The sequence below is a fragment of the Colwellia sp. MB3u-41 genome, assembly GCF_014076845.1.
In the GTDB taxonomy this organism is placed as follows: domain Bacteria; phylum Pseudomonadota; class Gammaproteobacteria; order Enterobacterales; family Alteromonadaceae; genus Colwellia_A.
In genome coordinates this window covers 74104-95766 of the sequence record NZ_JACGUT010000058.1, presented here as the reverse complement: position 1 = coordinate 95766, position 21663 = coordinate 74104, and the positions used below count along the sequence as shown (strand labels likewise).

Annotated in this window: 15 protein-coding genes; 14 read left to right on the top strand and 1 reads right to left on the bottom strand. The window is 38.7% G+C overall.

The features are described 5' to 3' along the window. Positions 1-145 precede the first annotated feature (145 nt). The 3 genes from H4J73_RS06020 to H4J73_RS06010 all read left to right on the top strand — a co-directional run bounded on the left by H4J73_RS06020 (position 146) and on the right by H4J73_RS06010 (position 3941). Positions 146-1522: a GntP family permease gene (locus tag H4J73_RS06020; RefSeq protein WP_182223774.1), complete on the top strand. Its 1377-nt coding sequence runs from the start codon at positions 146-148 to the stop codon at positions 1520-1522. Between the two features lie 74 nt (positions 1523-1596). Further along, the gene (locus H4J73_RS06015) at positions 1597-2652 is read left to right on the top strand and encodes a LacI family DNA-binding transcriptional regulator (protein ID WP_182181318.1); all 1056 of its coding nucleotides are present in this window, start codon (positions 1597-1599) and stop codon (positions 2650-2652) included. Between the two features lie 71 nt (positions 2653-2723). Continuing rightward, positions 2724-3941 (top strand): SMP-30/gluconolactonase/LRE family protein, encoded by a 1218-nt coding sequence (locus H4J73_RS06010; RefSeq protein ID WP_182181317.1) that lies wholly within the window; start codon positions 2724-2726, stop codon positions 3939-3941. Between the two features lie 16 nt (positions 3942-3957). On the opposite strand, the gene H4J73_RS06005 is transcribed toward H4J73_RS06010, so the two are convergent. Next, the gene (locus H4J73_RS06005; RefSeq protein WP_182223773.1) at positions 3958-4776 is read right to left on the bottom strand and encodes an AraC family transcriptional regulator; all 819 of its coding nucleotides are present in this window, start codon (positions 4774-4776) and stop codon (positions 3958-3960) included. Positions 4777-5206: 430 nt separating this feature from the next. Between H4J73_RS06005 and H4J73_RS06000 the strand changes: the two genes are divergently transcribed. The 11 genes from H4J73_RS06000 to H4J73_RS05950 all read left to right on the top strand — a co-directional run bounded on the left by H4J73_RS06000 (position 5207) and on the right by H4J73_RS05950 (position 20998). Continuing rightward, on the top strand, positions 5207-8317 hold the full coding sequence (locus H4J73_RS06000; RefSeq protein ID WP_259366731.1) for a TonB-dependent receptor: 3111 nt from the start codon (positions 5207-5209) through the stop codon (positions 8315-8317). A gap of 207 nt (positions 8318-8524) precedes the next feature. Then, positions 8525-9250: a SapC family protein gene (locus tag H4J73_RS05995; protein ID WP_182181443.1), complete on the top strand. Its 726-nt coding sequence runs from the start codon at positions 8525-8527 to the stop codon at positions 9248-9250. A 42-nt stretch (positions 9251-9292) separates the two neighbouring features. Beyond that, positions 9293-10360, top strand: coding sequence for a cupin-like domain-containing protein (locus H4J73_RS05990; RefSeq protein WP_259366733.1), 1068 nt, complete (start codon positions 9293-9295; stop codon positions 10358-10360). A gap of 75 nt (positions 10361-10435) precedes the next feature. Continuing rightward, positions 10436-11923 carry a tryptophan halogenase family protein gene (locus H4J73_RS05985; protein WP_182181315.1) on the top strand — a complete coding sequence of 496 codons (1488 nt, stop codon included), beginning with the start codon at positions 10436-10438 and terminating at the stop codon, positions 11921-11923. 74 nt (positions 11924-11997) lie between these two features. Continuing rightward, positions 11998-13527: a tryptophan halogenase family protein gene (locus tag H4J73_RS05980; protein WP_182181314.1), complete on the top strand. Its 1530-nt coding sequence runs from the start codon at positions 11998-12000 to the stop codon at positions 13525-13527. A gap of 503 nt (positions 13528-14030) precedes the next feature. Then, entirely contained in the window at positions 14031-15257 is a 1227-nt protein-coding gene (locus tag H4J73_RS05975; RefSeq protein ID WP_259366734.1) for a Gfo/Idh/MocA family protein, read from the top strand. Between the two features lie 22 nt (positions 15258-15279). Then, a complete protein-coding gene (locus tag H4J73_RS05970) occupies positions 15280-16368 on the top strand; it encodes a sugar phosphate isomerase/epimerase (protein WP_182181440.1) in 1089 nt (362 codons plus the stop codon). After that, complete coding sequence (locus H4J73_RS05965; protein ID WP_220460654.1) at positions 16358-17602, top strand: sugar MFS transporter; 1245 nt, start codon at positions 16358-16360, stop codon at positions 17600-17602. The genes H4J73_RS05970 and H4J73_RS05965 overlap by 11 nt, the downstream gene beginning before the upstream one ends. A 37-nt stretch (positions 17603-17639) precedes the next feature. Beyond that, positions 17640-18287 carry a gluconate 2-dehydrogenase subunit 3 family protein gene (locus tag H4J73_RS05960; protein WP_182223772.1) on the top strand — a complete coding sequence of 216 codons (648 nt, stop codon included), beginning with the start codon at positions 17640-17642 and terminating at the stop codon, positions 18285-18287. Between the two features lie 40 nt (positions 18288-18327). After that, positions 18328-20052 carry a GMC oxidoreductase gene (locus tag H4J73_RS05955; protein WP_182181312.1) on the top strand — a complete coding sequence of 575 codons (1725 nt, stop codon included), beginning with the start codon at positions 18328-18330 and terminating at the stop codon, positions 20050-20052. Between the two features lie 46 nt (positions 20053-20098). Continuing rightward, complete coding sequence (locus H4J73_RS05950; RefSeq protein ID WP_259366735.1) at positions 20099-20998, top strand: sugar phosphate isomerase/epimerase; 900 nt, start codon at positions 20099-20101, stop codon at positions 20996-20998. The last annotated feature ends 665 nt before the right edge of the window (positions 20999-21663 follow it).

Below are 21663 nucleotides of genomic sequence, written 5' to 3'. Positions count from 1 at the left end.
TGCAATAGAACACATTGTTACATAGGATGGTTGCGCTAACAATTATCATTGTTAATATTCGAAAACAATGATGACAGGTTCTTTATACAAATTATCAAGAGAAATTAGCAATCGAAATTTTTATAACAGTATCATAAGGGATCTTATGCAAGATATTATACAAAGCCCAAGTCCATTATTTTTACTATCTGTCGCCGCACTTTCAATCGCAGCGCTACTCTTACTGATCATAAAATTTCGAATTCATGCCTTCATATCACTGATTTTTATAAGTTTCTGTACCGCTGTCATTGCCGGTATTCCCAGTGAAGACGTTGTGCCAACATTAATGAGTGGCTTTGGCGGTACCCTTGCATCAGTTGCCTTATTGGTTGGGCTTGGTGCCATGATAGGGAAACTATTAGAAGTATCAGGTGGTGCTCAGGTATTAGCAGATAAATTGATAGGGAGGTTTGGTGTAAAAAAAGCCCCGCTGGCTCTTGGTGTAGCCTCATTGATATTTGGATTCCCAATATTTTTCGATGCGGGTTTAATTGTAATGATGCCCATAATTTTCAGTGTAGCTAAACGATTTGGTGGTTCTTTACTTATCTATGCGCTGCCTGCAGCGGGCGCATTTGCTGTAATGCACGCTTTTGTACCACCTCACCCTGGACCTGTTGCCGCCGCTGCTTTTCTTGGCGCGGATATCGGTCTTTTGTTAGTGGTGGGATTACTGGTAGCGGTGCCAACATGGTATCTGGGTTCTTATTTGTTTGGTGTATACTCTGGCAAAAAATTTAATATTTCACTGTCGAATCTACTTCATTCCACAGAGTCGAACTTGCAACCGAATAAGCTTCCTAGATTTTCAACAGTAATGTCACTACTTATATTACCTATGCTGCTTATATTTCTCGATACCGGCCTTAACACTTTAACAGCTGCTGGTATCATAGATGGGGCTAACCCATTCACTAGGGTTTTGAGAATGATGGGGAAAACCCCCATTGCGTTACTTATAACGCTGTTAGTTTGCCTTTTTGTTTTTTCAAAAGACTACGGAATGAAAAAATTAGATAGCCTATGCAGTGAATCACTTGCACCCATATGTGGTGTTATTTTGATTACCGGTGCCGGAGGGATGTATGGAGGAGTATTACGTTCCAGTGGAATTGGCGATGCCCTTGCTGGATTGCTTACGGATACAGGTATGCCAGTTATTGTGGCTGCGTTTGTTATTGCTACTTGTCTTAGAGTTGCCCAAGGCTCAGCTACTGTAGCCCTGACTACTACCGCTGCAGTCATATCCCCTATGGTGGCCTCGACAGTAGGTCTGTCGTCTCTTGACCTTTGTTTCATTGTTATCGCTATCGCGGGAGGTGCAACCGTATTATCTCATTTCAACGATTCCGGGTTTTGGCTGGTGAGTCGCTTACTTGGAATGGATGAGAAAACCACGTTAAGAACATGGACTGTTATGGAAACACTATTGGGGAGTATTGCCTTTTTAATTGTCTTGGTTTTAAGTTTGGTTTTTTAGTATTAGACACCATAAAAGTCATAACAACTTATTAGCGCCAATGCGGTATTGAATAAAAAAATTTAAGGTTTTGTATGTCTATTTCTACAGATAAATCAAGAAGTTCTAAGAGAATAACGTTAAAAGACGTTGCTAAAAAAGCTGGGGTAAGCGCTATTACGGTTTCTAGAGTAGTAAATGACTATGTTGGAGTACGTGTAAATGTTCGTGAAAAAGTAGAAGCCGCAATTAACGCACTTGGCTACATTCCTAACCGTTCAGCCAGTATTTTAGCTTCATCACGTTCAAAATTAATTGGTGTTTTAATTCCTTCATTATCTAATGTGGTATTTAATGATGTATTACGTGGAATTTACGACATTACGGGCCCCGCAAATTATCAGGTGTTATTAGCAGACACCCATTATTCACCCATAGAAGAAGAAAGATCAATTCGTACTCTGCTTGGACAATCTCCTGAGGGTTTAATCGTCACAGGCGGTGAACAAACCGACGCCGCTAAAGCCATGTTAAAAGCCTCTGGTGTGCCAGTAGTTCAGATTATGGATAAGGTTAAATCGCCAATAGATATTAATGTTGGCTTTTCTCATTTTGAAGCAGGTGCAGCCGTTGCAAAAATGTTACTTGCAAAGTCATATCAAAAAATTGGTTTTATTGGTGCCAGAATGGATCCCAGAACCTGTGACCGTTTGGCGGGGTTTAAATCAGTACTTGCTGCGGCCGAATCTTTAGATTTAAAACGCGTGATAACTAATCCACAACCCTCTTCTGTTGCCATGGGAACGGTTTTATTTAGAGAATTGATGGCGGCCACTAATGGAGACTGTGATGCCGTTTTTTGTTGTAACGATGACTTAGCCTTGGGAGCATTGCATGAATGTAAAAAAATGCATATTAACGTACCCAGTAAATTTGGAGTGTGTGGGTTTAACGACATTGAAATGGCAACATATGCTGAACCTTCATTATCGAGCGTGAGTGTTAACCGATACAAAATGGGTAAGCAAGCCATGGAACTGATATTCGCGCGTTTAAATAACTCAGAAATTAGTGACAATGTACAGATAAACACACAGCAAAGTTATGTAAATACGGGGTTTGAATTGTTTATGCGTAATTCAACCCGATAGTGATGAATTACGCATAAATAATCTTTTAAAAAAAAGTAAATAAAACTAAGTAATTTAACCAAGGTATTCTTATGAGTTTTAAACGAACTAAACCCAAAAAAATCAAACTCGTTAGCGCTTTATTTATTAGTTTATTAGTTGTTTCTTGTGCTGATGACAATGGAATTGAGGTAGTTGTTCAAGCAACAAATAACAGCATATCAAACGCTGTTATCAACTCTGTTTCTGACGCTAACGCACGCTATTGCTCTGCAGGTTCTGAGAATGTTCAGCTGGACTTAGCCAGTATAAAGCTAGTTCGTGAACAGAACATTCCATTGATGTATCAAGGTTATAACAATATAGAAGGTCCTGTTTGGTATAAAGGGGCATTGTATTATTCCAATATGGGTTCACATCAACCCGATGAAAATGACTTTATATTAAGCAATCAAACAACCATTTGGCGTTGGGTGCCGGGAAGTAAGCCACAAGTTTGGATGAAAGATAGTGAGGCGGGTACCAATGGCTTAGCATTAGACAGTAAAGGTAATTTAATCGTCACTCGTCAGCTTGATGGCTCACTTTCGTCTATTGATTGGCATAGCAAAAAAATTACTCCCATGGTAAGTACATACCAAAATAAACGCTTTAATTCTCCTAATGATTTAACTATTGGATACGACGATACCGTATATTTCACGGATCCAAATTGGAATACACCCTCAAATATTAATTTGGAAAGTGTCCAAGGGGGTGGTAAAGAAGGCTCAACTGCTCCTGGGCAAAGAATTTATCGAGTGACAACAAATAGTATTGAAAATGCTAGCGTTAAAGCAACTAATGTCACTACTTTGGTACCAGCTTTGAGTGATAAACCTAATGGAATTATATTAACCCTTGATCAGCAAAAATTAATCGTTGGTGGCTTGCAAGGTTTATGGGTGTTTGATTTACATTTGGGCGAGGTTGCTAATCCTAAAAAATTGCTAGATACCCCAATAGACGGATTAGGTAAAGACTGTAGCGGCAATATTTATGTGACTACCACGCGAAAAATTCCAGAAAGAAAAGATGGGCAAGTGGTCGTTATATTAGACAAAAAACAAAAGGAAGTGGGTATGTTAAAAGTACCCGGTATTCATATTGTTACTAATATTGCTTTTGGTGGGGATGACCGAAAAACACTCTTCGTGACAGGGCTAACCGCACCAATGGACGAGAATGAGCGCCGTCAATGTGGTGATAAGCCTTGTTTAAAAGCCGGTATTTATACCACTAAACTTAATGTACAAGGCTTTCCTTTTTAACTGTTTTAAAAGAACATTAAATATCAGTATGTTTATACCTTTGGGGGTTGTCGTTCGACGTTAATTCAGCAGTCCCTATTGTGTTGATACTTACCGTTTCATTCGAACAATGCTCTTGGCGAAATGCTGAAGGGCTTTGTTCGAATAACTTTTGAAACTGACGACTAAAATAACTGTGATCGCCAAAGCCCGTATTATTAGCAATAGTGGCAATAGCAATATTGGTTTCTATGAGTAAGCGTCGCGCATTTTCTAAGCGTACTTCATTAATGAATTGTTTAGGTGTTTTACCTAGAAATTTTTTGAAACGACGTTCTAATGCGCTAATAGATAAATGTGTTATATCAGCGAGTTCTTCCAAACAGATATGTTGCATATAGTTTTTTCGCACATAAGCAACAGGTGTCTTTAAGGCATCCATTCCAGCCAATGCAGATGACGTTTTTTCTAAATGTCGTGTAATTCCATAAGAACCAATGGGTTTGCCTTCCTCATTAAATAAAGGTCTTTTAGAAGTAGTGAACCAAGCAATGTCGCCTGATTTTGTATGATTCATTTCTAAACGGTTATTAACAACTTCGCCATTCATCACTTTTTGATCGTCAACATTATACTGTTTAGCCATGTGTGCTGGAGAAAAGTCAAAATCTCTTAACCCGATTATTTGAACAAGTGACGTGACGCCAATATGCTCCAAGAAGAATTTATTTGCATAAACAAAACAATTTTGTTCATCTTTTACCCAAAAAAGAACATCAGGCATTAGATCAAACATTTCAATGATTTGTTTAACACTAAATTTGTTAATAAAATTATCTACACAAGCTCTCGACATCGTCATCTTATTTATATTTCATACCTACATAATTATAGTGTATGGACAGAGTGAAAAAATTACAACGCCGATTTTGTTGTATAAAAAACTGATTTACTCTTAACACGTTCTTAAAAAAAATCTTTATAGCAAATAATCACCTTGTATGAATCTTTATACAATAAAGTTTATCGTGCAAAGTGTGCTGTTTTTAAGCGTAACCATATTTATTTGATTGGAAGTCAATTCTAAATTTTGAATTGACTAGCGGAAAAATAAATTTCATTCGTCTGTATAAATAGGAGAAGGATTTCTGGGGGGGAAAGAAAACCAGGGGGAATAAGAAACAAAGTATCACAAGAAAACAGAAAGGTTTAGATCTAGACGAATTTAACAGCAGTTTCGTATGCACTATACCTTCATAATAAAAACTATAATAGGCAACATAAACATGATGAACAAAAATTATAAAACCTTTAATAAATCATTACTCGCCAAAACCATCAGTGTAATGCTTGGTACTTCAGTAATGGTGCCAGTGTTAGCAGAAGAAACTAAGAAAGAAGAAGAAAAAGTTGAAGTTATTCAAGTCACTGGTATGCGAGGCAGTTTATCTCAATCAATGAATGTTAAGCGTCAATCAACGGGTGTCGTTGATGCTATTTCTGCTGTGGATATGGGGCAATTTCCTGATACCAATCTTGCAGAATCTTTGCAACGTATTACGGGTGTATCAATTAACCGAGTTAACGGTGAAGGTTCAGAAGTTACCGTACGTGGCTTTGGTGGTAACTTTAATTTAGTGACCTTAAATGGCCGTCAAATGCCAGCAGCAAACGTAGGTACAATTACGGGTAACCCACAAGATAAAGGCGCAGCAGGTACGAGTCGCTCATTTGATTTTTCAAATCTTGCCTCTGAAGGCGTAAGTGGAATTGAAGTCTATAAAACAGGACGTGCTGCAGGTTCTTCTGGTGGCATTGGTGCAACAATCAACATTAATACTGTTAAACCACTTGAGCAAAGCGAAAATTCAGCTTCTATTGGCGTTAAAGGCGTTAAAGATGAAAGTGGCGATGGTATCACGCCTGAAATAAGTGGTGTAACAACTTGGGTAAATGATGACTCAACTTTTGGTGTTTCATTATTTGGCTCATTCCAAGAACGTGACTCGGGTAGTCGACACATGAGTACTGAAGTGTACGAATTACGTACATATAATGGTGCAGAAGATTTAAACTCTTTAACCATTCCTGGCGCTACCGTGGTAAATGAACCCACTATTGGTCAAATTCTAGCGATACCTAGTAATATTGGCTTAGGAACTAACCAAGATAATCGTGAACGTACTAATGCGATGCTAACATTGCAATATCAACCCATCGACGAACTTAGATTTACGTTTGATGCAACATATGCAAAAAATGAAAAAGAATCTACATCACTTATCGATGGTATTTGGTTTGCACGTCAATTCAGCTCTGTTGAATTTGATGGTAACCCAGTAGTGTCTACGCCTGTTAAATTTTCTGAAACGGGTGGCGCAAATAACCAAGTTATCGGTAAAGATTTTTTCTTTCAAAATTTAGCATTAGCGACAAAAGATGAATTAAAATCTTTTGGCTTTAATGCGGCTTATGAAGTAAATGATGACTTAACCTTAAATTTCGATGTCGCATCCTCAGAAGCAACAAGTGGTGGTGCTGGTCCTTTAGGGCTAAACTCTGTGCGCTTTAATATGGCAGGTGCAACCGCTGGTTTTCAAACAGTTGACTTTACTCAGCCAATTCCTGCAGCGAGTATATTAGTTGAAGATTCGTTAAAAGGTGGCAACGGTAATGGGATTTTTGATAAAGCTGATATTGGCTCTCAAGTTACACAAACCGATATGTCTAATCAAGTTTCAAATGTTGACCAATTCCGTTTTGAAGGTCAATGGTCTGGTGACGAGGTTACTGTTGATTTTGGTGTTGGCTATATTTCAACAGAAATGAAACAAACCCGCCAAGCGTCAACTGACGCTTTAGGTGATTGGGGCGTAACAGCTCCGGGTGATATCCCAGAGGGTTTATTTGATCAAAGCTGTACCGCTTGTGCATTTGAAGACCATGATATTTCTGGTGTTGACGGTGCCGATGCACTTTCACCTGGTGGTACAACAATACCACTCGGTAGTGTTTCATTTAGTGGTGACCCAGTAGCACTTCTAAATGCAGTTGGTCCTGCTTACGGTGTATCTTTAGCGGGTCGCTCTATTAATACCGATGATGATAATACGGTTGAAGAAGACATTTTATCGGTATATGTTCAAGCGAATATGGATTATGACGTTGCTGACATGACATTAAACATTGTTGCAGGTTTACGTTATGAGCAAACAGATGTTACTTCATCGTCGAATCAATTTTTACCGACACAAATAATTTGGGAAGCGGATAACGATTTTCTACCGGTATTAGGTACAACAGTAGAAACTATCCGAGACGATAATGACTACTCTAACTTTTTACCGAGTATCGATTTTACGCTTAATGTAAATGATGACATTAAGGCACGTGCTTCATTTAGTAAAACATTGGCTCGACCTTCTTATGATCAACTGTTTCAATCTACGTCAATATCACCTCAACCACGCATAACAGCATTGGGTGGTGTAGCAACAGGCAAATCAGGTAATGCACAATTAGATCCACTTGAATCAACAAACATTGATTTATCTTTAGAGTGGTATTACAGCGATTCAAGCCTAATTTCTGTCGGTTACTATAGAAAAGACGTTGAAAACTTTGTGGGTATCGCGCAAAGTCAAAAAACATTATTTGGTTTACTCGATGCGACTTCAGGTGCCGCTGGAACAACTTCCGGTGACGCGATAGCGGCATTGAACGCAGGTGGTTATGATGTTAACGAAGTTAACCTGTTTACCATGTCGGCTGTTTTGCAAAATCCTGCAGACTTTCCAAATGGCGCTGCAGATTTTCAAGACCCTGTTGCAAATCCAAACTTTGAGGGTGAAGTTTTTGCCGCTTATGATGTATTTGCACAAGCTGGTGATCCAGAATTACAATTCCAAGTAACAGGTCCTGTGAACGATAAAAGTGCGGTGATCGACGGTTTTGAATTTGCATGGCAGCATTTCTTTGGTGAAACTGGCTTTGGTTATCAATTAAACTACACGACTGTAAATGGTGATATTGGTTATGATAATGGTGGTTCTATCAATGTTGATCAATTTGCATTGGAAGGTTTAAGTGATACAGCTAACGCCGTATTAATTTACGAGATGGACGGCTTTTCAGCACGTATTGCCTATAACTGGCGAGATGAGTTTTTAAGTACGACTAACCGTGGTAAAGGTCCACGTAACCCGGTATACCTTGCTGAAGCTGAGCAAATTGATATTAACGTGAGTTATAGCCCACTTGAAGACTTAACGTTAAGTTTAGATGTGATTAACTTAACTGAAGAAGGTCTGCGTAAGTATGGTCGTAGTAAAAACAATATTTTCTTTGTTCAAGAAGCAGATAGACGTTTTGTGTTAAGTGCTAATTACAAATTTTAGACTTTGAATAAATTTTTCAGTTTAATCAATTAGCTGAAGATATTTATTTGATACCATTCCTCATATTGTACGATAGAAAATTATTTATGAGGATTGGTATTACCTAAGAGTGAAACATGATATTAATGTTTCATTCTTTTTTTAAGGTCATTGTTCCTGGTAATTTATGGGGATATGACGCAACTTTATAATAAAGCGAAGTATGCGATGAGCAATGCAATAGTCTTAAATAATGTCGATCATAAAGATATTAAGGTTGATACACGACCTGAATCTAACTTAAATGTAAATCGTTCGTTGATATACGCTACTGAAATAGGCGAATTACATAAAGAATTTCCCTTGGTTTTTCACAGGGATTCTGAAACAGGACTCACACAGTTACACGCGATATTGGGTTTGGAAAGAGATGAAAACTTGTTTGTGGGTGAAAGTGGTTGGACAACTCGATTTGTACCCGCATTACTCGCAAGAGGCCCATTTAGTTTAGGTTATAAAAAAGCGATTAAAGAAAATAACGGGCAACAAGATCCTGTTATTTGCATTGATATGGAAGATACTCGGGTAAATACCGAGCAGGGTGAGAATGTTTTTCTTCAATTTGGCGGCGAAGCACCTTATCTAAACTATGTAAAAAAAGCACTGCAAACTATTGATAGTGGAATGCAATTTGATAAAACACTTTATACGCTAGTTAAGTCAATGGACTTGTTAGAACCGGTATCTATTAACATTAAACTCAGTAATATAGAAGAAGTGAATTTCACTGATTATTATACGGTTAACCAAGATAAACTCGCAAAACTCGATGGCGCTAATCTCGCTGAGTTGAACCAATATGGCGTACTCAGTTTGTTGTATTTTGTATTGTCGTCGATGGGGAATTTCCAAACATTGATAGCGCTAAAGAATGCAAAATCTGCAATGTATTAATCCTTTGTTGAAACTGTATCTTCTAACTAACGAAGGACGTGCATGATGACAATTACCAATCAACGTAAAACTGATACTAAAATTGTTGTAAAGGTTCTCGAAGGGATCACACCTCAAACGATCCCATATGATGAACTCTTTTCGTATAACCAGCCTATTATTTTAAAAGGGTTAGTTAAAGACTGGCCGTTAGTGAAAGCTGGACAAGCATCTGCTGAACAATCCGTTAATACAGTAATGGCTCAACTTGAGCAGCATTACAACAAACGTCCATTACTTGTTTATAAAGCTCCCGCTGAAAATAAAGCCCGTTTTGGTTACAATAAAAGCTGTACTGGCTTTAACTTCTCTAGTAACCGAAGCACCATTACCGACGTTTTTGATGCTATACGAAGCCAACTGAATCAAGAAGAACATGATTATTTCTACATTAATTCACTCAGATTCGATGAAGGGTTCCCAGACCTTAATCAAACGAATAAATTAGACTTTGATCATGCCGAATTTAAAAATAATCAGCCGGTTTCAAAAATCTGGTTAGGCACAGAGTCTGTTGCCGCCGCACATTTTGATCAACCAAAAAATATTGCCTGTTGTGTCGCGGGTAAAAGGCGTTTCACTTTATTCCCACCTGATCAAGTCAATAATCTATACCCGGGACCGTTAAGTCCCACCCCAGGAGGTCAAGTCGTTACGTTAGCTGATCTCCGTAACCCAGATTTTAGCCGCTTTCCCCGCTTAAAAGAGGCGCTTGATAATGCCTATGTTGCAGATCTTGAACCGGGTGATGGTCTATATTACCCCAGTATGTGGTGGCATGAAGTAGAAGCTTTTGATCGTTTTAATGTCATGGTGAATTATTGGTGGATGGAAGCAGAACCTTATTTAGGCAGCCCAATGGACGCATTAATGCATGCCATGATGAGCGTTAGAGATCGCCCTACAAAAGATAAAAAAGCATGGAAAGCATTATTCGATTACTACATTTTTGGTGATAGCGAAAATGTACGCGCACATTTACCACCCGAAAGTTATGGCGCATTAGCCAAAATTGACGAAAATCAAGCGAGACAACTGGGTGCAATGTTGAGAAACAACCTCAACCGTTAATATAAAAAAAACATAATATTTACACAAAACTAAAATTACATTAGCGCTGATGCTTAAGCTAAGAGACAAAATATAATGACCGATTCAAAAACTAAAGTAGTTATCGCAGGTGGTGGAACCTCTGGTTGGCTTAGCGCATATAGCTTAGTATCTCGCCTTGGCAATGTATTAGATATTACCCTAGTAGAATCTGATCAAATTGGCACTATCGGTGTAGGTGAAGCGACAATCCCAACTATACAAGCTTATCATCACTTGATCGGTATCGATGAGCAAGAATTTATGTCGGCGACACAAGCAACGTTCAAATTAGGTATTCAGTTTGAAGATTGGGGCAAGAAAAAAGACAGTTACTTTCACTCTTTCGGTGAAATTGGTCAGCGCTCTTGGATGGCAGAATTTCATGAGTTTTGGATGGAAGCTAAAGCACAAGGTTTTGGTGGAAGCCTCGAAGATTATTGTCTTGAACTAAAAGCAGCCAAAGCGAATAAGTTTGCCAAACAAGTAGGCAAAAAAACTGTTAATTATGCTTATCATTTCAATGCTACCGCATATGCTACCTTCTTACGGAGCAAAAGTGAAACGGCAGGTGTTAAGCGCGAAGAAGGTTTTATAGAACAAGTAATAAAAGATGAAACAGGCAATATTACCTCATTAACTTTAGGTGATGGAAAAGAGATCACGGGGGATTTTTTCATTGATTGCACAGGGTTCAAAGCGCTACTCATTGGAGAAAGTCTTGACGTTGGTTATCAAGATTGGAGTCATTATTTAGCGGCAGATAGTGCGATTGCCGTGCAAACAAAAGCAGTAGAAGAGCCAAGACCTTATACTCAAGCTATGGCTCACTCCGCTGGCTGGCAATGGCGAATTCCCCTGCAAAATCGTGTCGGTAACGGTATTGTTTATAGCAGCAAGTTTTTATCTGATGACGAAGCCCGCAGTACATTGATGGGAAATCTAACCGGAGAACCTATTACCGAACCCAGACAATTGCGTTTTACTACGGGGCGACGCGAAAAAGCTTGGCATAAAAACTGTGTTGCTGTTGGTTTATCGAGCGGCTTTTTAGAACCCTTAGAGTCAACCAGTATTCACCTTGTTACGACCGCCTTACTCCGACTCATGAAAATGTTCCCCTTTGGCGGAAATACAGCGTTACTCGCGGAACAATATAATCGTGAGGTCAAATTAGAAGCTGAAACCATTCGTGATTTTATCATCCTTCATTATCATTTAACCGCTCGTGACGACAGCCCGTTTTGGGAGCATTATCGAACCATGGAAATTCCTGAATCGTTGGCGCATCGAATGGCACTCTTTAAAGAAAATGGTTATGCATGGCTTGATGATGTTGGCTTATTTAGGGTGGATTCTTGGGTGCAAGTAATGATGGGGCAAGGCATTATGCCTGAGCAGCATCATAAAGGCAGCTGTGTTCTGCCTACTGAAGGCTTAAAAGAGCAAATGACAGCACTACGAAATAGGGTTGCAAACGCGGTTGCACAATTACCACAACATTCAGATTTTATTAAAAAATACTGTCCCGCTAAAAGTAACTAATTGAGCAAAAGTAGATGTTACTTAGCGGTGCATAAATGATTAATAACTGAATTCAATGGATATTAGAAGATAAAATGAAAACGAAAATTGTGATTGTTGGTGGTGGTACAGCAGGTTGGTTAACGGCAGGTATTATTGCTGCTCGTCATTATATAAAAGATTCACCAATGCAAAATACCAAGGTTACCCTTGTGGAATCGCCAGATGTTAAAAATTTAGGCGTTGGTGAAGGCACTTGGCCAACCATGAGAGATACTCTTCGTCAAATTGGTATTTCCGAGCGGGAGTTTCTCTCTTGTTGTGACGCGAGTTTTAAACAAGCGTCTAAATTTGTTGGTTGGTCTCAGGGGAAAAGTGAGCATTATTATCATCCTTTTACGGCACCTTCAGGTTACGGCGGCGTTAGCATGGCGGATCATTGGTCAGCGTCATCTAAAGATATAGATTTTGAACGTTGGGTTTGTGCACAAGGGGCTATTTGTGACAAAAACCTTGCGCCTAAACTTCCACAAATGCCTGAATATGCTTTTAGTTTGAATTATGGTTATCACCTTAATGCGGGTAAGTTTGTTAAAATGCTTCACCAACATTGTATTGATAATCTAGGTGTTAACTATATACAAGGGCATGTTGAGCAGGTTGTTCCAGCAGAAAATGACGATATAGCTTCACTTATATTAACGAGTGGTGAACAAATATTGGGTGATTTGTTCATCGACTGCAGTGGCTTTGCTGCTATTTTAATTGGCAAACATTACCAAATCCCTTTTAAGTCACAGCAACATATTTTGTTTAATGACACGGCATTAGCGGTTCAAGTAGAGTATGTTGATAATCAAACGCCTATCGATTCATGTACCGTTGCAACCGCTCAAAACAGTGGTTGGATTTGGGATATTTCGCTACAAAATAGGCGAGGAATAGGGCATGTTTTTTCGAGCGATTTTACAACTTCAGAAAAAGCCGAAGAGGCGTTACAAAGCTATGTGAAAAACGATCCCTTGCTTAATTCACAAAATATCACACCTCGAAAAATTAAGTTTACGCCAGGTCATAGAGAAAAATTCTGGCATAATAACTGTGTAGCTATTGGTGTTTCAGCTGGTTTTGTCGAACCTTTAGAAGCTACTGCTTTGGTATTAATTGAAAAATCAGCAGAGTGGATCAGTCAGCAACTTCCACGAGATGGTAGTGCCATGCAAGTTTTGGCGAAAAGGTTTAATCATTTAACCTTGCAAAGATGGCAAGAAATCATCGATTTTCTTAAGTTACATTACCTACTTTCGAAACGAACAGATAGTGCATATTGGCAAGCACATCAACAAGTAGAGTCAATTCCCGAAAGTTTACAGGAATCATTGCAATTATGGCGTTCACAAGCGCCAGGGCTTTATGAAAGTAATCAACGGTTTGAACTTTTTTCGTCGGCCAGTAAACAATATGTCTTGTATGGTATGGGCTTTAATACAATGACGCAGACATTAGATCAGAAAGAAGTTTCGTTAATAAAACGTCTACGAAATGAAACGCGTAATACGACTGAGCAATTGTTCAATGCCTTACCAACGAACAGGGAGTTTCTAACTAAAATAGGGCAAAAATAAATAAAGTTATGTATGAATAGACGCTCGTTTATTCATATAATCACGGGCTAATATAGCTATATTAGCCCGTTTTCTCTGCAGACCTGAGCGATTTTACATGATTTTTTCTCAGCCTTTTAGCTTTTCAAAGATAATATAAAAACCGGTTCCCCCAAAAAACATCCCAAAGTACCGACGAAGAGAAAATAGATACTTTTAATTTGTGGATCTGATGGACGCGTAAACCTTTTATTGGGGTCTGATCAACTTTTGCATAAACACTAAAATTCTGAATATACCCCATCGAAAGAAAGTAATTGATTGTCTTATCTCTTTTCCAACAAATAATAACCACCATAAAAAAACGCCGATTTTGTTGCATAAAAAACCGATTTATTCTTAACACAATATTGGGAAATGTAATTATAGTAAATCAACAGTTACAGCAGGCCCTTATGTTTTAGGGATGAGTAAAATAATGAAATTGCATTGCTATAACGTCTATTTAAAAAGAGTTAATTATCATGCGTAAAATTAGAATGGGTATGGTTGGCGGCGGAAAAGGCGCTTTTATTGGTGCTATTCATCGCATAGCCGCACAGTTAGATAATCAGATTGAGCTCGTCTGTGGCGCGTTTAGTTCTAATCCAACTAATGCTATTTCATCGGGTAAGTCGCTATATTTAGACGAAGATAGATGCTACCGCTCTTACCAAGAAATGTTTGAGAAAGAAGCAAAGCTTAGTGTTGATAAACGTATGGACATGGTGTCTATAGTTACCCCGAATCATCTTCATTTCCCTGTGGCTAAAATGGCGCTTGAATACGGTTTTCATGTGATGTCTGATAAACCGGCAACAGTTGACTTAGCCCAAACGTTGGCGTTGAAAAAAATTATTGAACAAACGGGTTTGTTGTACGGATTAACACATACCTACACGGGTTACCCGATGATAAAAGAAGCGAAAGCGCGAATTGAACATGGGCAACTAGGAAAAATTAAAAAGGTTGTTGTTGAATATCCACAAGGGTGGTTAGCACATAAAAAAGATGAAGGCAGTAAACAAGCTACATGGCGCTTAGATCCTACTAAATCAGGTATTAGTTGCTGCATGGGCGACATTGGCGTGCACGCCGCAAACCTTGCAGAATACGTGACAGGCCTTGCGATCACAGAAGTTTGTGCTGATTTATCGAGTAGTGTTACCGGACGAGTACTTGATGATGACGGCACTGTATTACTGCGTTTTAATTCAGGTGCACAAGGTGTTTTATTGGCGAGCCAAATTTCAGTGGGTGAAGAGAACAGCCTTAAATTACGTATATACGGTGAAACCGCCAGTATTGAATGGTCACAACTTGAACCCAACAGTGTTTGGATGAAGTTTACAGATAAACCGAGTCAGTTGATCCGTGCCGGCGTCGGAGAAATGGATACTATTACACAAGCAAACTTGAGAACGCCAGCAGGTCACCCAGAAGGTTATCTAGAAGCTTTCGCTAATATTTATACGCAGTTCTCATATCAAATACGCAGTAGGTTATTTCCTAGTAGTGATAATACAAATACTAACGACCTAGTCAGCATTAATGAGACAGCAATGAATGATGTACCAGGCATAGAGTCTGCCATAAGAGGTATGGCATTTATAGAAAATGTTGTGGCTGCGAGCCAATCTGACTTGAAATGGCACCCATTTTTAGTAGTACCACAAAACATCACTATTTCAAACAAACTCAAAAAGTTATAAGGAGAATTTCATGGTAAATGCAATGCAAAAAATTAAAGGCCCTGCGATTTTTCTAGCACAATTTATTGGCGATGAAGCTCCATTTAATGACTTGCTGTCATTATGTCAATGGGCTGCGAGTTTAGGATATAAAGGAATTCAATTACCCACAGACCCTAAACTTATCGACTTATCCAAAGCGGCAATAAGCCAAAGCTATTGTGATGAAATAACGGCGATAGTTGCTGCAGCCGGCTTAGTGATCACTGAGCTTTCAACACACCTTCAAGGTCAACTTGTCGCCGTTCATCCGGCTTATGATAAAATGTTCGATGGCTTTGCTCCTAAAGCGTTACGAAACAATCCTTTAGCGAGAACTGAATGGGCGATAGAACAACTAAAGTGTGCGGCTAAAGCGAGTGAAAGACTCGGTTTAAAAGCTCATGCTACTTTTTCAGGTGCATTGCTGTGGCATACTTTTTATCCATGGCCACAAAGACCTCCCGGTTTAGTTGAGTTAGGTTTTGAAGAATTAGCTCATCGTTGGTTGCCTATTCTTGAGGCATTTGATGAAGCGGGTGTAGATGTCTGTTATGAATTACATCCGGGAGAAGATTTACACGATGGCGCAAGCTTCGAACGTTTTCTTGAAGCGGTCAACCATCACCCAAGGGCTAATATATTATATGACCCGAGTCACTTTGTTTTACAACAATTAGATTACCTTGCTTTTATCGATATATATCATGAGCGCATAAAAGCTTTTCATGTCAAAGATGCTGAGTTTAATCCTTCAGGTCGCAGTGGTGTTTATGGCGGTTATCAATCGTGGCAAGACAGACCGGGGCGTTTTCGATCATTAGGTGATGGCCAAATTAACTTTAAAGCTATTTTTAGCAAGCTGACTCAATATGGTTTTAGTGGTTGGGCAGTGCTTGAATGGGAGTGTTGTATCAAACATCCTGAAGATGGTGCCAAAGAAGGGGCAGTATTTATAGCTGAACATATTATTAATCCCACCGAAAAAGCCTTTGATGATTTTGCAGCAGTAACCACAGACACTAAAGTTAATAAAAGCCTTTTAGGTCTTTTACCCGATGAATTTTGTAAGGATCAAAACAATGACCGTTAGTAAAACAATCACCGAAAAAGATTCATCACGGATATTTATCATCTGTTGTTTGGCTTTACTCGTTACTTCAATGACCTTTGCAATTCGAGCCGGTATTTTAAGTCAGCTTGGCACTGAGTTTGCGCTTAACGACGGACAGCTCGGCTGGGTAAACGCCATGGCATTTCTTGGTTTTCCTGTCGCTATGATGATAGGAGGCGCATTATACAATACCCTTGGTGCGAAAAGGCTATTATTGATTGCCTTCATATGTCACTTAGTCGGACTACTATTAACGATATCTGCTGAAGGTTTTTGGGGCTTACTCATTTCTACTTTCTTTATTGGTTTTGCTAATGGAGCAGTAGAAGCAGGGTGTAACCCACTCATCGCAGAAACTTACCCTAAAAACAAAACGACAATGTTGAATAAATTTCATGTTTGGTTCCCTGGTGGAATTGTCGTTGGTGCGCTAATTTCAAAAGCAATGACCGATGCAGGTTTAGGCTGGCAATTACAAATATCGGTCATGTTAATTCCAACAATTTTATATGGCGTGATGACCTTAAAACAACACTTCCCTGAGATTGAACGCATCAAAGGATCCACCCGTGACAATGTAAAAGCATTATTTTCTCCATTATTCATTTTTATGGCGATTTGTATGACGCTAACAACTACCGCGGAATTAGGCACACAACAATGGATCGAAAGAATTTTGGGCGCGTCTGGTGCATCGCCAATGCTAATCATGGCATTAATTACTGGATTAATGGCCGTTGGTCGCTATTTTGCTGGCCCCGTTATACATCGTCTTAACCCTGTCGGCGTACTTCTTTTTTCTGCGATTGTCGCCACATGTGGAATATATGCAATGAGTATTGCTACGGGGTCTTCAGTCTATATTGCCGCTATTTTATTTGCCATAGGCGTCATGTACTTTTGGCCAACCATGGTTGGGTTTGTTGCCGAAAACATACCAGAAAGTGGTGCTTTGGGTATGTCGATGATAGGTGCTGCAGGGATGTTTGCCTTAAGTTTATGGAATCCTGTTATTGGCCACTGGATAGACAGTGCACGTGAGAAAGCTAATGCTTCCGTTATTGCAGGCATTGACCCTGATCTTGCTGCAGGTCAGAGTGTACTTGCAAATCTAGCGGTATTTCCCGCAATACTCATTATCGCTTTTACACTTTTGTACTTTTATATGAATAAAAAAAAGTCACCGACTGAAGTGACTACTGAACGTAGTTAAAGACAAAATTAAAGCATCAATTAAGGGGGAGTTTGTTATGAAAAATGATAATGCATCGATAACTGCATCAGCGTCAATAAGAACGAATGAAAAATCTAGACGACATTTTCTGAAAGGTTTTACCACTATGTTGGGCGGTGTTGCCGTTGGTTCGCTGGTAACAGGAAATGCTATTTCTGTTGCGATGGCCTATGTGCCAAGCAATGACAATATGCTCACTGACGGTAAAATCTTTAATAAAAATCAATTGGTATTACTTAAGCAAATTTGTTCAATTGTTATTCCTAAAACCGATACATTAGGCGCAGCAGAAGTTGATACCCATGGTTTTATTGATAATCAACTTTATCATTGTCACACCAAAGAAGACCAAAATACGGTGCTAGCACTATTAACACTGATTGATAGTCGTGCTAAACAGCAGGGATCAAATTCATTTATCAAGCTGACTGCAAAGCAACAGTTTCAACTGTTGACTGAACTTGATTTAGGAGAGCACAGTTTTGATCAAATTCAGCGTGCAGATTTTAAGTTGTTGAAACAATATATTTGTTTTGGATATTACACCTCTGAAGTTGGAGCCACACAAGAGTTACGTTATGACCCCGTTCCGGGCGGATTTAAAGGTTCAATACCGTATAAAAAGTCTGATCCAACTTGGGCAACGCGTGGTTTATTTAATTAAGTAATCGACATAACAACTTCTTTGGTATGAGAAAATAAAAATGAAAGAACAAGTATATATAAATAAAAGCAGTGAAGTTTATGATGCGATTGTTATTGGCTCAGGAATTTCAGGTGGCTGGGCAGCAAAAGAGTTTTGTGAACGTGGTTATAAAACGCTGATGATAGAGCGTGGCGGTGTTGTTGAACATCGCAAAGACTATTCGGGGGAAAATACGCCATTGTGGAAACAAGAACATCGTGGGAAAGTGGAAAATATTTTAGTCGACCAGCAACATAATATCCAAAAGCAATGTTACGCTTTTGGTAATGCGACCAAGCAACTTTTCGGCAATGATCGAGACTTACCTTATACTACTAAACCTGGTACTGAATTCTCTTGGATACGCGGGAATATGCTCGGTGGAAAATCGTTATTATGGCACCGACAAACCTATCGTTTAGGTGAATATGATTTTAATGCTAACAAGCTCGATGGATATGGTAATGACTGGCCAATTCGCACTAAAGATATTGAAAAATGGTATTCACATGTTGAGATACATGCAGGTATAAGTGGATCTAAAGAAAACTTACCTAATTTACCCGACAGCGAATTTTTGCCACCTTTTGAAATGATGGCACCAGAGAAGGCAATAAAAGCAAAATTTGCTGAGTTATATCCCGAACGACCTTTAATTATGGGACGAACGGCTCATTTAACAAAACCTTCAAAATTACATATATCACAAGGGCGCGTTCAATGTCAGGCGCGTAATGAATGCCATGCAGGTTGTTCTTATGGTGCTTATTTCTCTACCCAAAGCTCAACATTACCTGCTGCAGCAAAAACAGGTAATTTACACATCGCGCCTAACAGCGTAGTACATAGTCTTATTTATGATGAAAAAACTAATCGTGTAAAAGGTGTACGCGTAATTGATAACAATGATTTAAGTGAACGCGAATATTTTGCTAAAGTCATTTTTGTTTGTGCATCTACTATTGGCTCAACACAAATCTTGATGAACTCTACCTCGAAAAAGTTTCCTAATGGTATTGCTAATAGCTCGGGTGTGCTTGGCCATTATTTAATGGATCACAATTATAATTCGGTCGCTTCTGGTGATATTGATGGTTTTGAAAACGAGTATTATTCAGGCCGAAGACCTTCAGGCCTTATGATGCCTAATTTCTATTATAAGCCAGATCCAAAACGTGGCTTCTTAAGAGGTTATGCGCTAGGAGCTAGTGCCTACCGAGAGGGATGGGATTCACAACAACATCAAGATGGTTTAGGTGTTGAATATAAAAATAAAATAAAACAAGCGGGTAAATGGCGTTTTGGTCTATATGCACAAGGTGAAATGTTACCAAGATTTGAAAATCAAATGCGTCTGCATCCAACATTAAAAGATAAATGGGGTATTCCTCAAATCGAGTTCGATGTTCGTTATACAGAAAACGAACAGTTAATGATGGAGGATGCAGCAGAACAATCTATTAAGATGTTAAAAGCTGCCGGATTGAAGAATGTATCTGGCAGGTCTACACACCGTCCTCCAGGTATCGCAATTCATGAGTTAGGTACCGCGCGAATGGGACGTGACCCAAAGACATCGATTTTGAATGGTTTTAATCAAAGTCATGATATACCTAATTTATTTGTGACTGATGGTGCGAGTTTTTGTTCTTCAGCCGTTCAAAACCCTAGTTTAACCTTTATGGCATTAACCGCGAGAGCGGTTGATTATGCCGTTAAAGAAGTAGCCGCTAAACGCATATAGCATTTATCACTGAATTTAAAAAGTATTCAAGCCAATAGGAAGAAGAATGAAACGATTAACATTAATAACATGGGTAACTATGGTGTGCATTTTCAGCATGTCGTGTACTTCTCACGTTAATAAAGATAACCCTACACAACAATATAAAAACAAGTTAATTCCTAAACTGAGTGTGCAGTTATGGTCAGTAAAAAATGAGCTTAAAAACGACTTTGAAGGTACGTTAACTAAATTAGCCGCAATGGGGTTTGACGGTGTTGAATTTGCGGGAGATTTTGGACCTTATAAAGATAATGCTAAAGGACTTAAAAGCTTTTTAGATAATTTAGGATTAGAAGTCAGTGCTGCACATGCTAATTTTAACGTCTATGAAGATAATGTTTTTGAACAAACCGTGGCTTATTATAAAGCTTTAGGCATTGATACGTTAATCATTCCCTGGGATGAGAGAGCGTGGAATTCAGATGAAGTGGATAACTTTATCACTGACGTAAACCTATTATATACTAAGCTGACAGCGGAAGGCTTTCGTTTTGGTTTTCATAATCACGACCAAGAATTTAATGCCTATAAAGGCTCAACATTCTGGGATCACATTGCCATATCAACCCCTAAAGATTTTGTGTTACAAATGGATGTTGGTTGGGTGACACTCGCTGAAAAAGACCCTGTAGAATATATCAATCGTTATCCTAATCGTACATTGACCACTCATATCAAAGCAAAATTACCAAAAGACATAGCTGCTAAAATGGCAATTAATGGCAAACGACAGATTGTTGGGGATGATGTCACTGATTGGGATAGCGTATTAAAAGCAGATATAATGGTTGGTGGTACAAAGTGGTTTGTTATAGAACAAGAAGAATATCCAGATGGTTTAACACCACTACAAGCGGTTAAATTATCAAAGCAAGGCTTGGATAAAGCGATTAGGAACTTGTAATCAGTGAAACGAGGTCAGTATATAATCTGGTCACCTATTTAGGGGGGGTCATATGACCTAATTTAATTTCAGGCGATCTTCGTAACTCCTTCAAGCTTATATCTGGACTTAAAGGCATCATTTTGTTTGTAAGGATCAGAATGTATTTAAATTACAGTATCACATACCATATTTTGCCTTTAAATTATAAAAATAGATATTAAAGCTCTAGTTTGATTTTTATTTTTTTAAAGGAAATGCGCTATTATTTGTTTAAAATATTTATTTGGAGGATATATGAGCCAAGAGATCATAATAAAACTAAGGCACTGAGCAGAAGAAACGACCTCCACTTGAGAAATGTTTGTATTATTATGCCAAATGAAGAGAAAATAGACTTGCGCCAATTTATGATTTTGTATCTACAGCCCGATACTTAGATACATTCTTGGATAGCTATTTAGCACGGCCTTTACTGAAAACAGCAGAAAATAATAATGAGTTAGCGCTGGGTTTTAATACCCCATATGGTCAATATATTGGGTATGACTTCATTGAATTTGCACAATGATTGGGTTTAAACGTTAAGTTAGCTGTAAAATTTATCTCAGAAGCAGTTAAGAATAAAGCTATTGTAATTGAGACTATTAACAGTAGCTTTATGACTGAGGCTTACAAGAGAGAGA

Bases quoted from the DNA above. Each gene is read 5' to 3' on its own strand.
- H4J73_RS05955 (WP_182181312.1), top strand. From the start codon at position 18,328: ATGAAAGAACAAGTATATATAAATAAAAGCAGTGAAGTTTATGATGCG.
- H4J73_RS06020 (WP_182223774.1), top strand. From the start codon at position 146: ATGCAAGATATTATACAAAGCCCAAGTCCATTATTTTTACTATCTGTC.
- H4J73_RS05960 (WP_182223772.1), top strand. From the start codon at position 17,640: ATGAAAAATGATAATGCATCGATAACTGCATCAGCGTCAATAAGAACG.
- H4J73_RS06005 (WP_182223773.1), bottom strand. From the start codon at position 4,776: ATGTCGAGAGCTTGTGTAGATAATTTTATTAACAAATTTAGTGTTAAA.
- H4J73_RS05985 (WP_182181315.1), top strand. From the start codon at position 10,436: ATGACCGATTCAAAAACTAAAGTAGTTATCGCAGGTGGTGGAACCTCT.
- H4J73_RS05980 (WP_182181314.1), top strand. From the start codon at position 11,998: ATGAAAACGAAAATTGTGATTGTTGGTGGTGGTACAGCAGGTTGGTTA.
- H4J73_RS06010 (WP_182181317.1), top strand. From the start codon at position 2,724: ATGAGTTTTAAACGAACTAAACCCAAAAAAATCAAACTCGTTAGCGCT.
- H4J73_RS05975 (WP_259366734.1), top strand. From the start codon at position 14,031: ATGCGTAAAATTAGAATGGGTATGGTTGGCGGCGGAAAAGGCGCTTTT.
- H4J73_RS06015 (WP_182181318.1), top strand. From the start codon at position 1,597: ATGTCTATTTCTACAGATAAATCAAGAAGTTCTAAGAGAATAACGTTA.
- H4J73_RS05970 (WP_182181440.1), top strand. From the start codon at position 15,280: ATGCAAAAAATTAAAGGCCCTGCGATTTTTCTAGCACAATTTATTGGC.
- H4J73_RS06000 (WP_259366731.1), top strand. From the start codon at position 5,207: ATGATGAACAAAAATTATAAAACCTTTAATAAATCATTACTCGCCAAA.
- H4J73_RS05990 (WP_259366733.1), top strand. From the start codon at position 9,293: ATGATGACAATTACCAATCAACGTAAAACTGATACTAAAATTGTTGTA.
- H4J73_RS05950 (WP_259366735.1), top strand. From the start codon at position 20,099: ATGAAACGATTAACATTAATAACATGGGTAACTATGGTGTGCATTTTC.
- H4J73_RS05995 (WP_182181443.1), top strand. From the start codon at position 8,525: ATGAGCAATGCAATAGTCTTAAATAATGTCGATCATAAAGATATTAAG.
- H4J73_RS05965 (WP_220460654.1), top strand. From the start codon at position 16,358: ATGACCGTTAGTAAAACAATCACCGAAAAAGATTCATCACGGATATTT.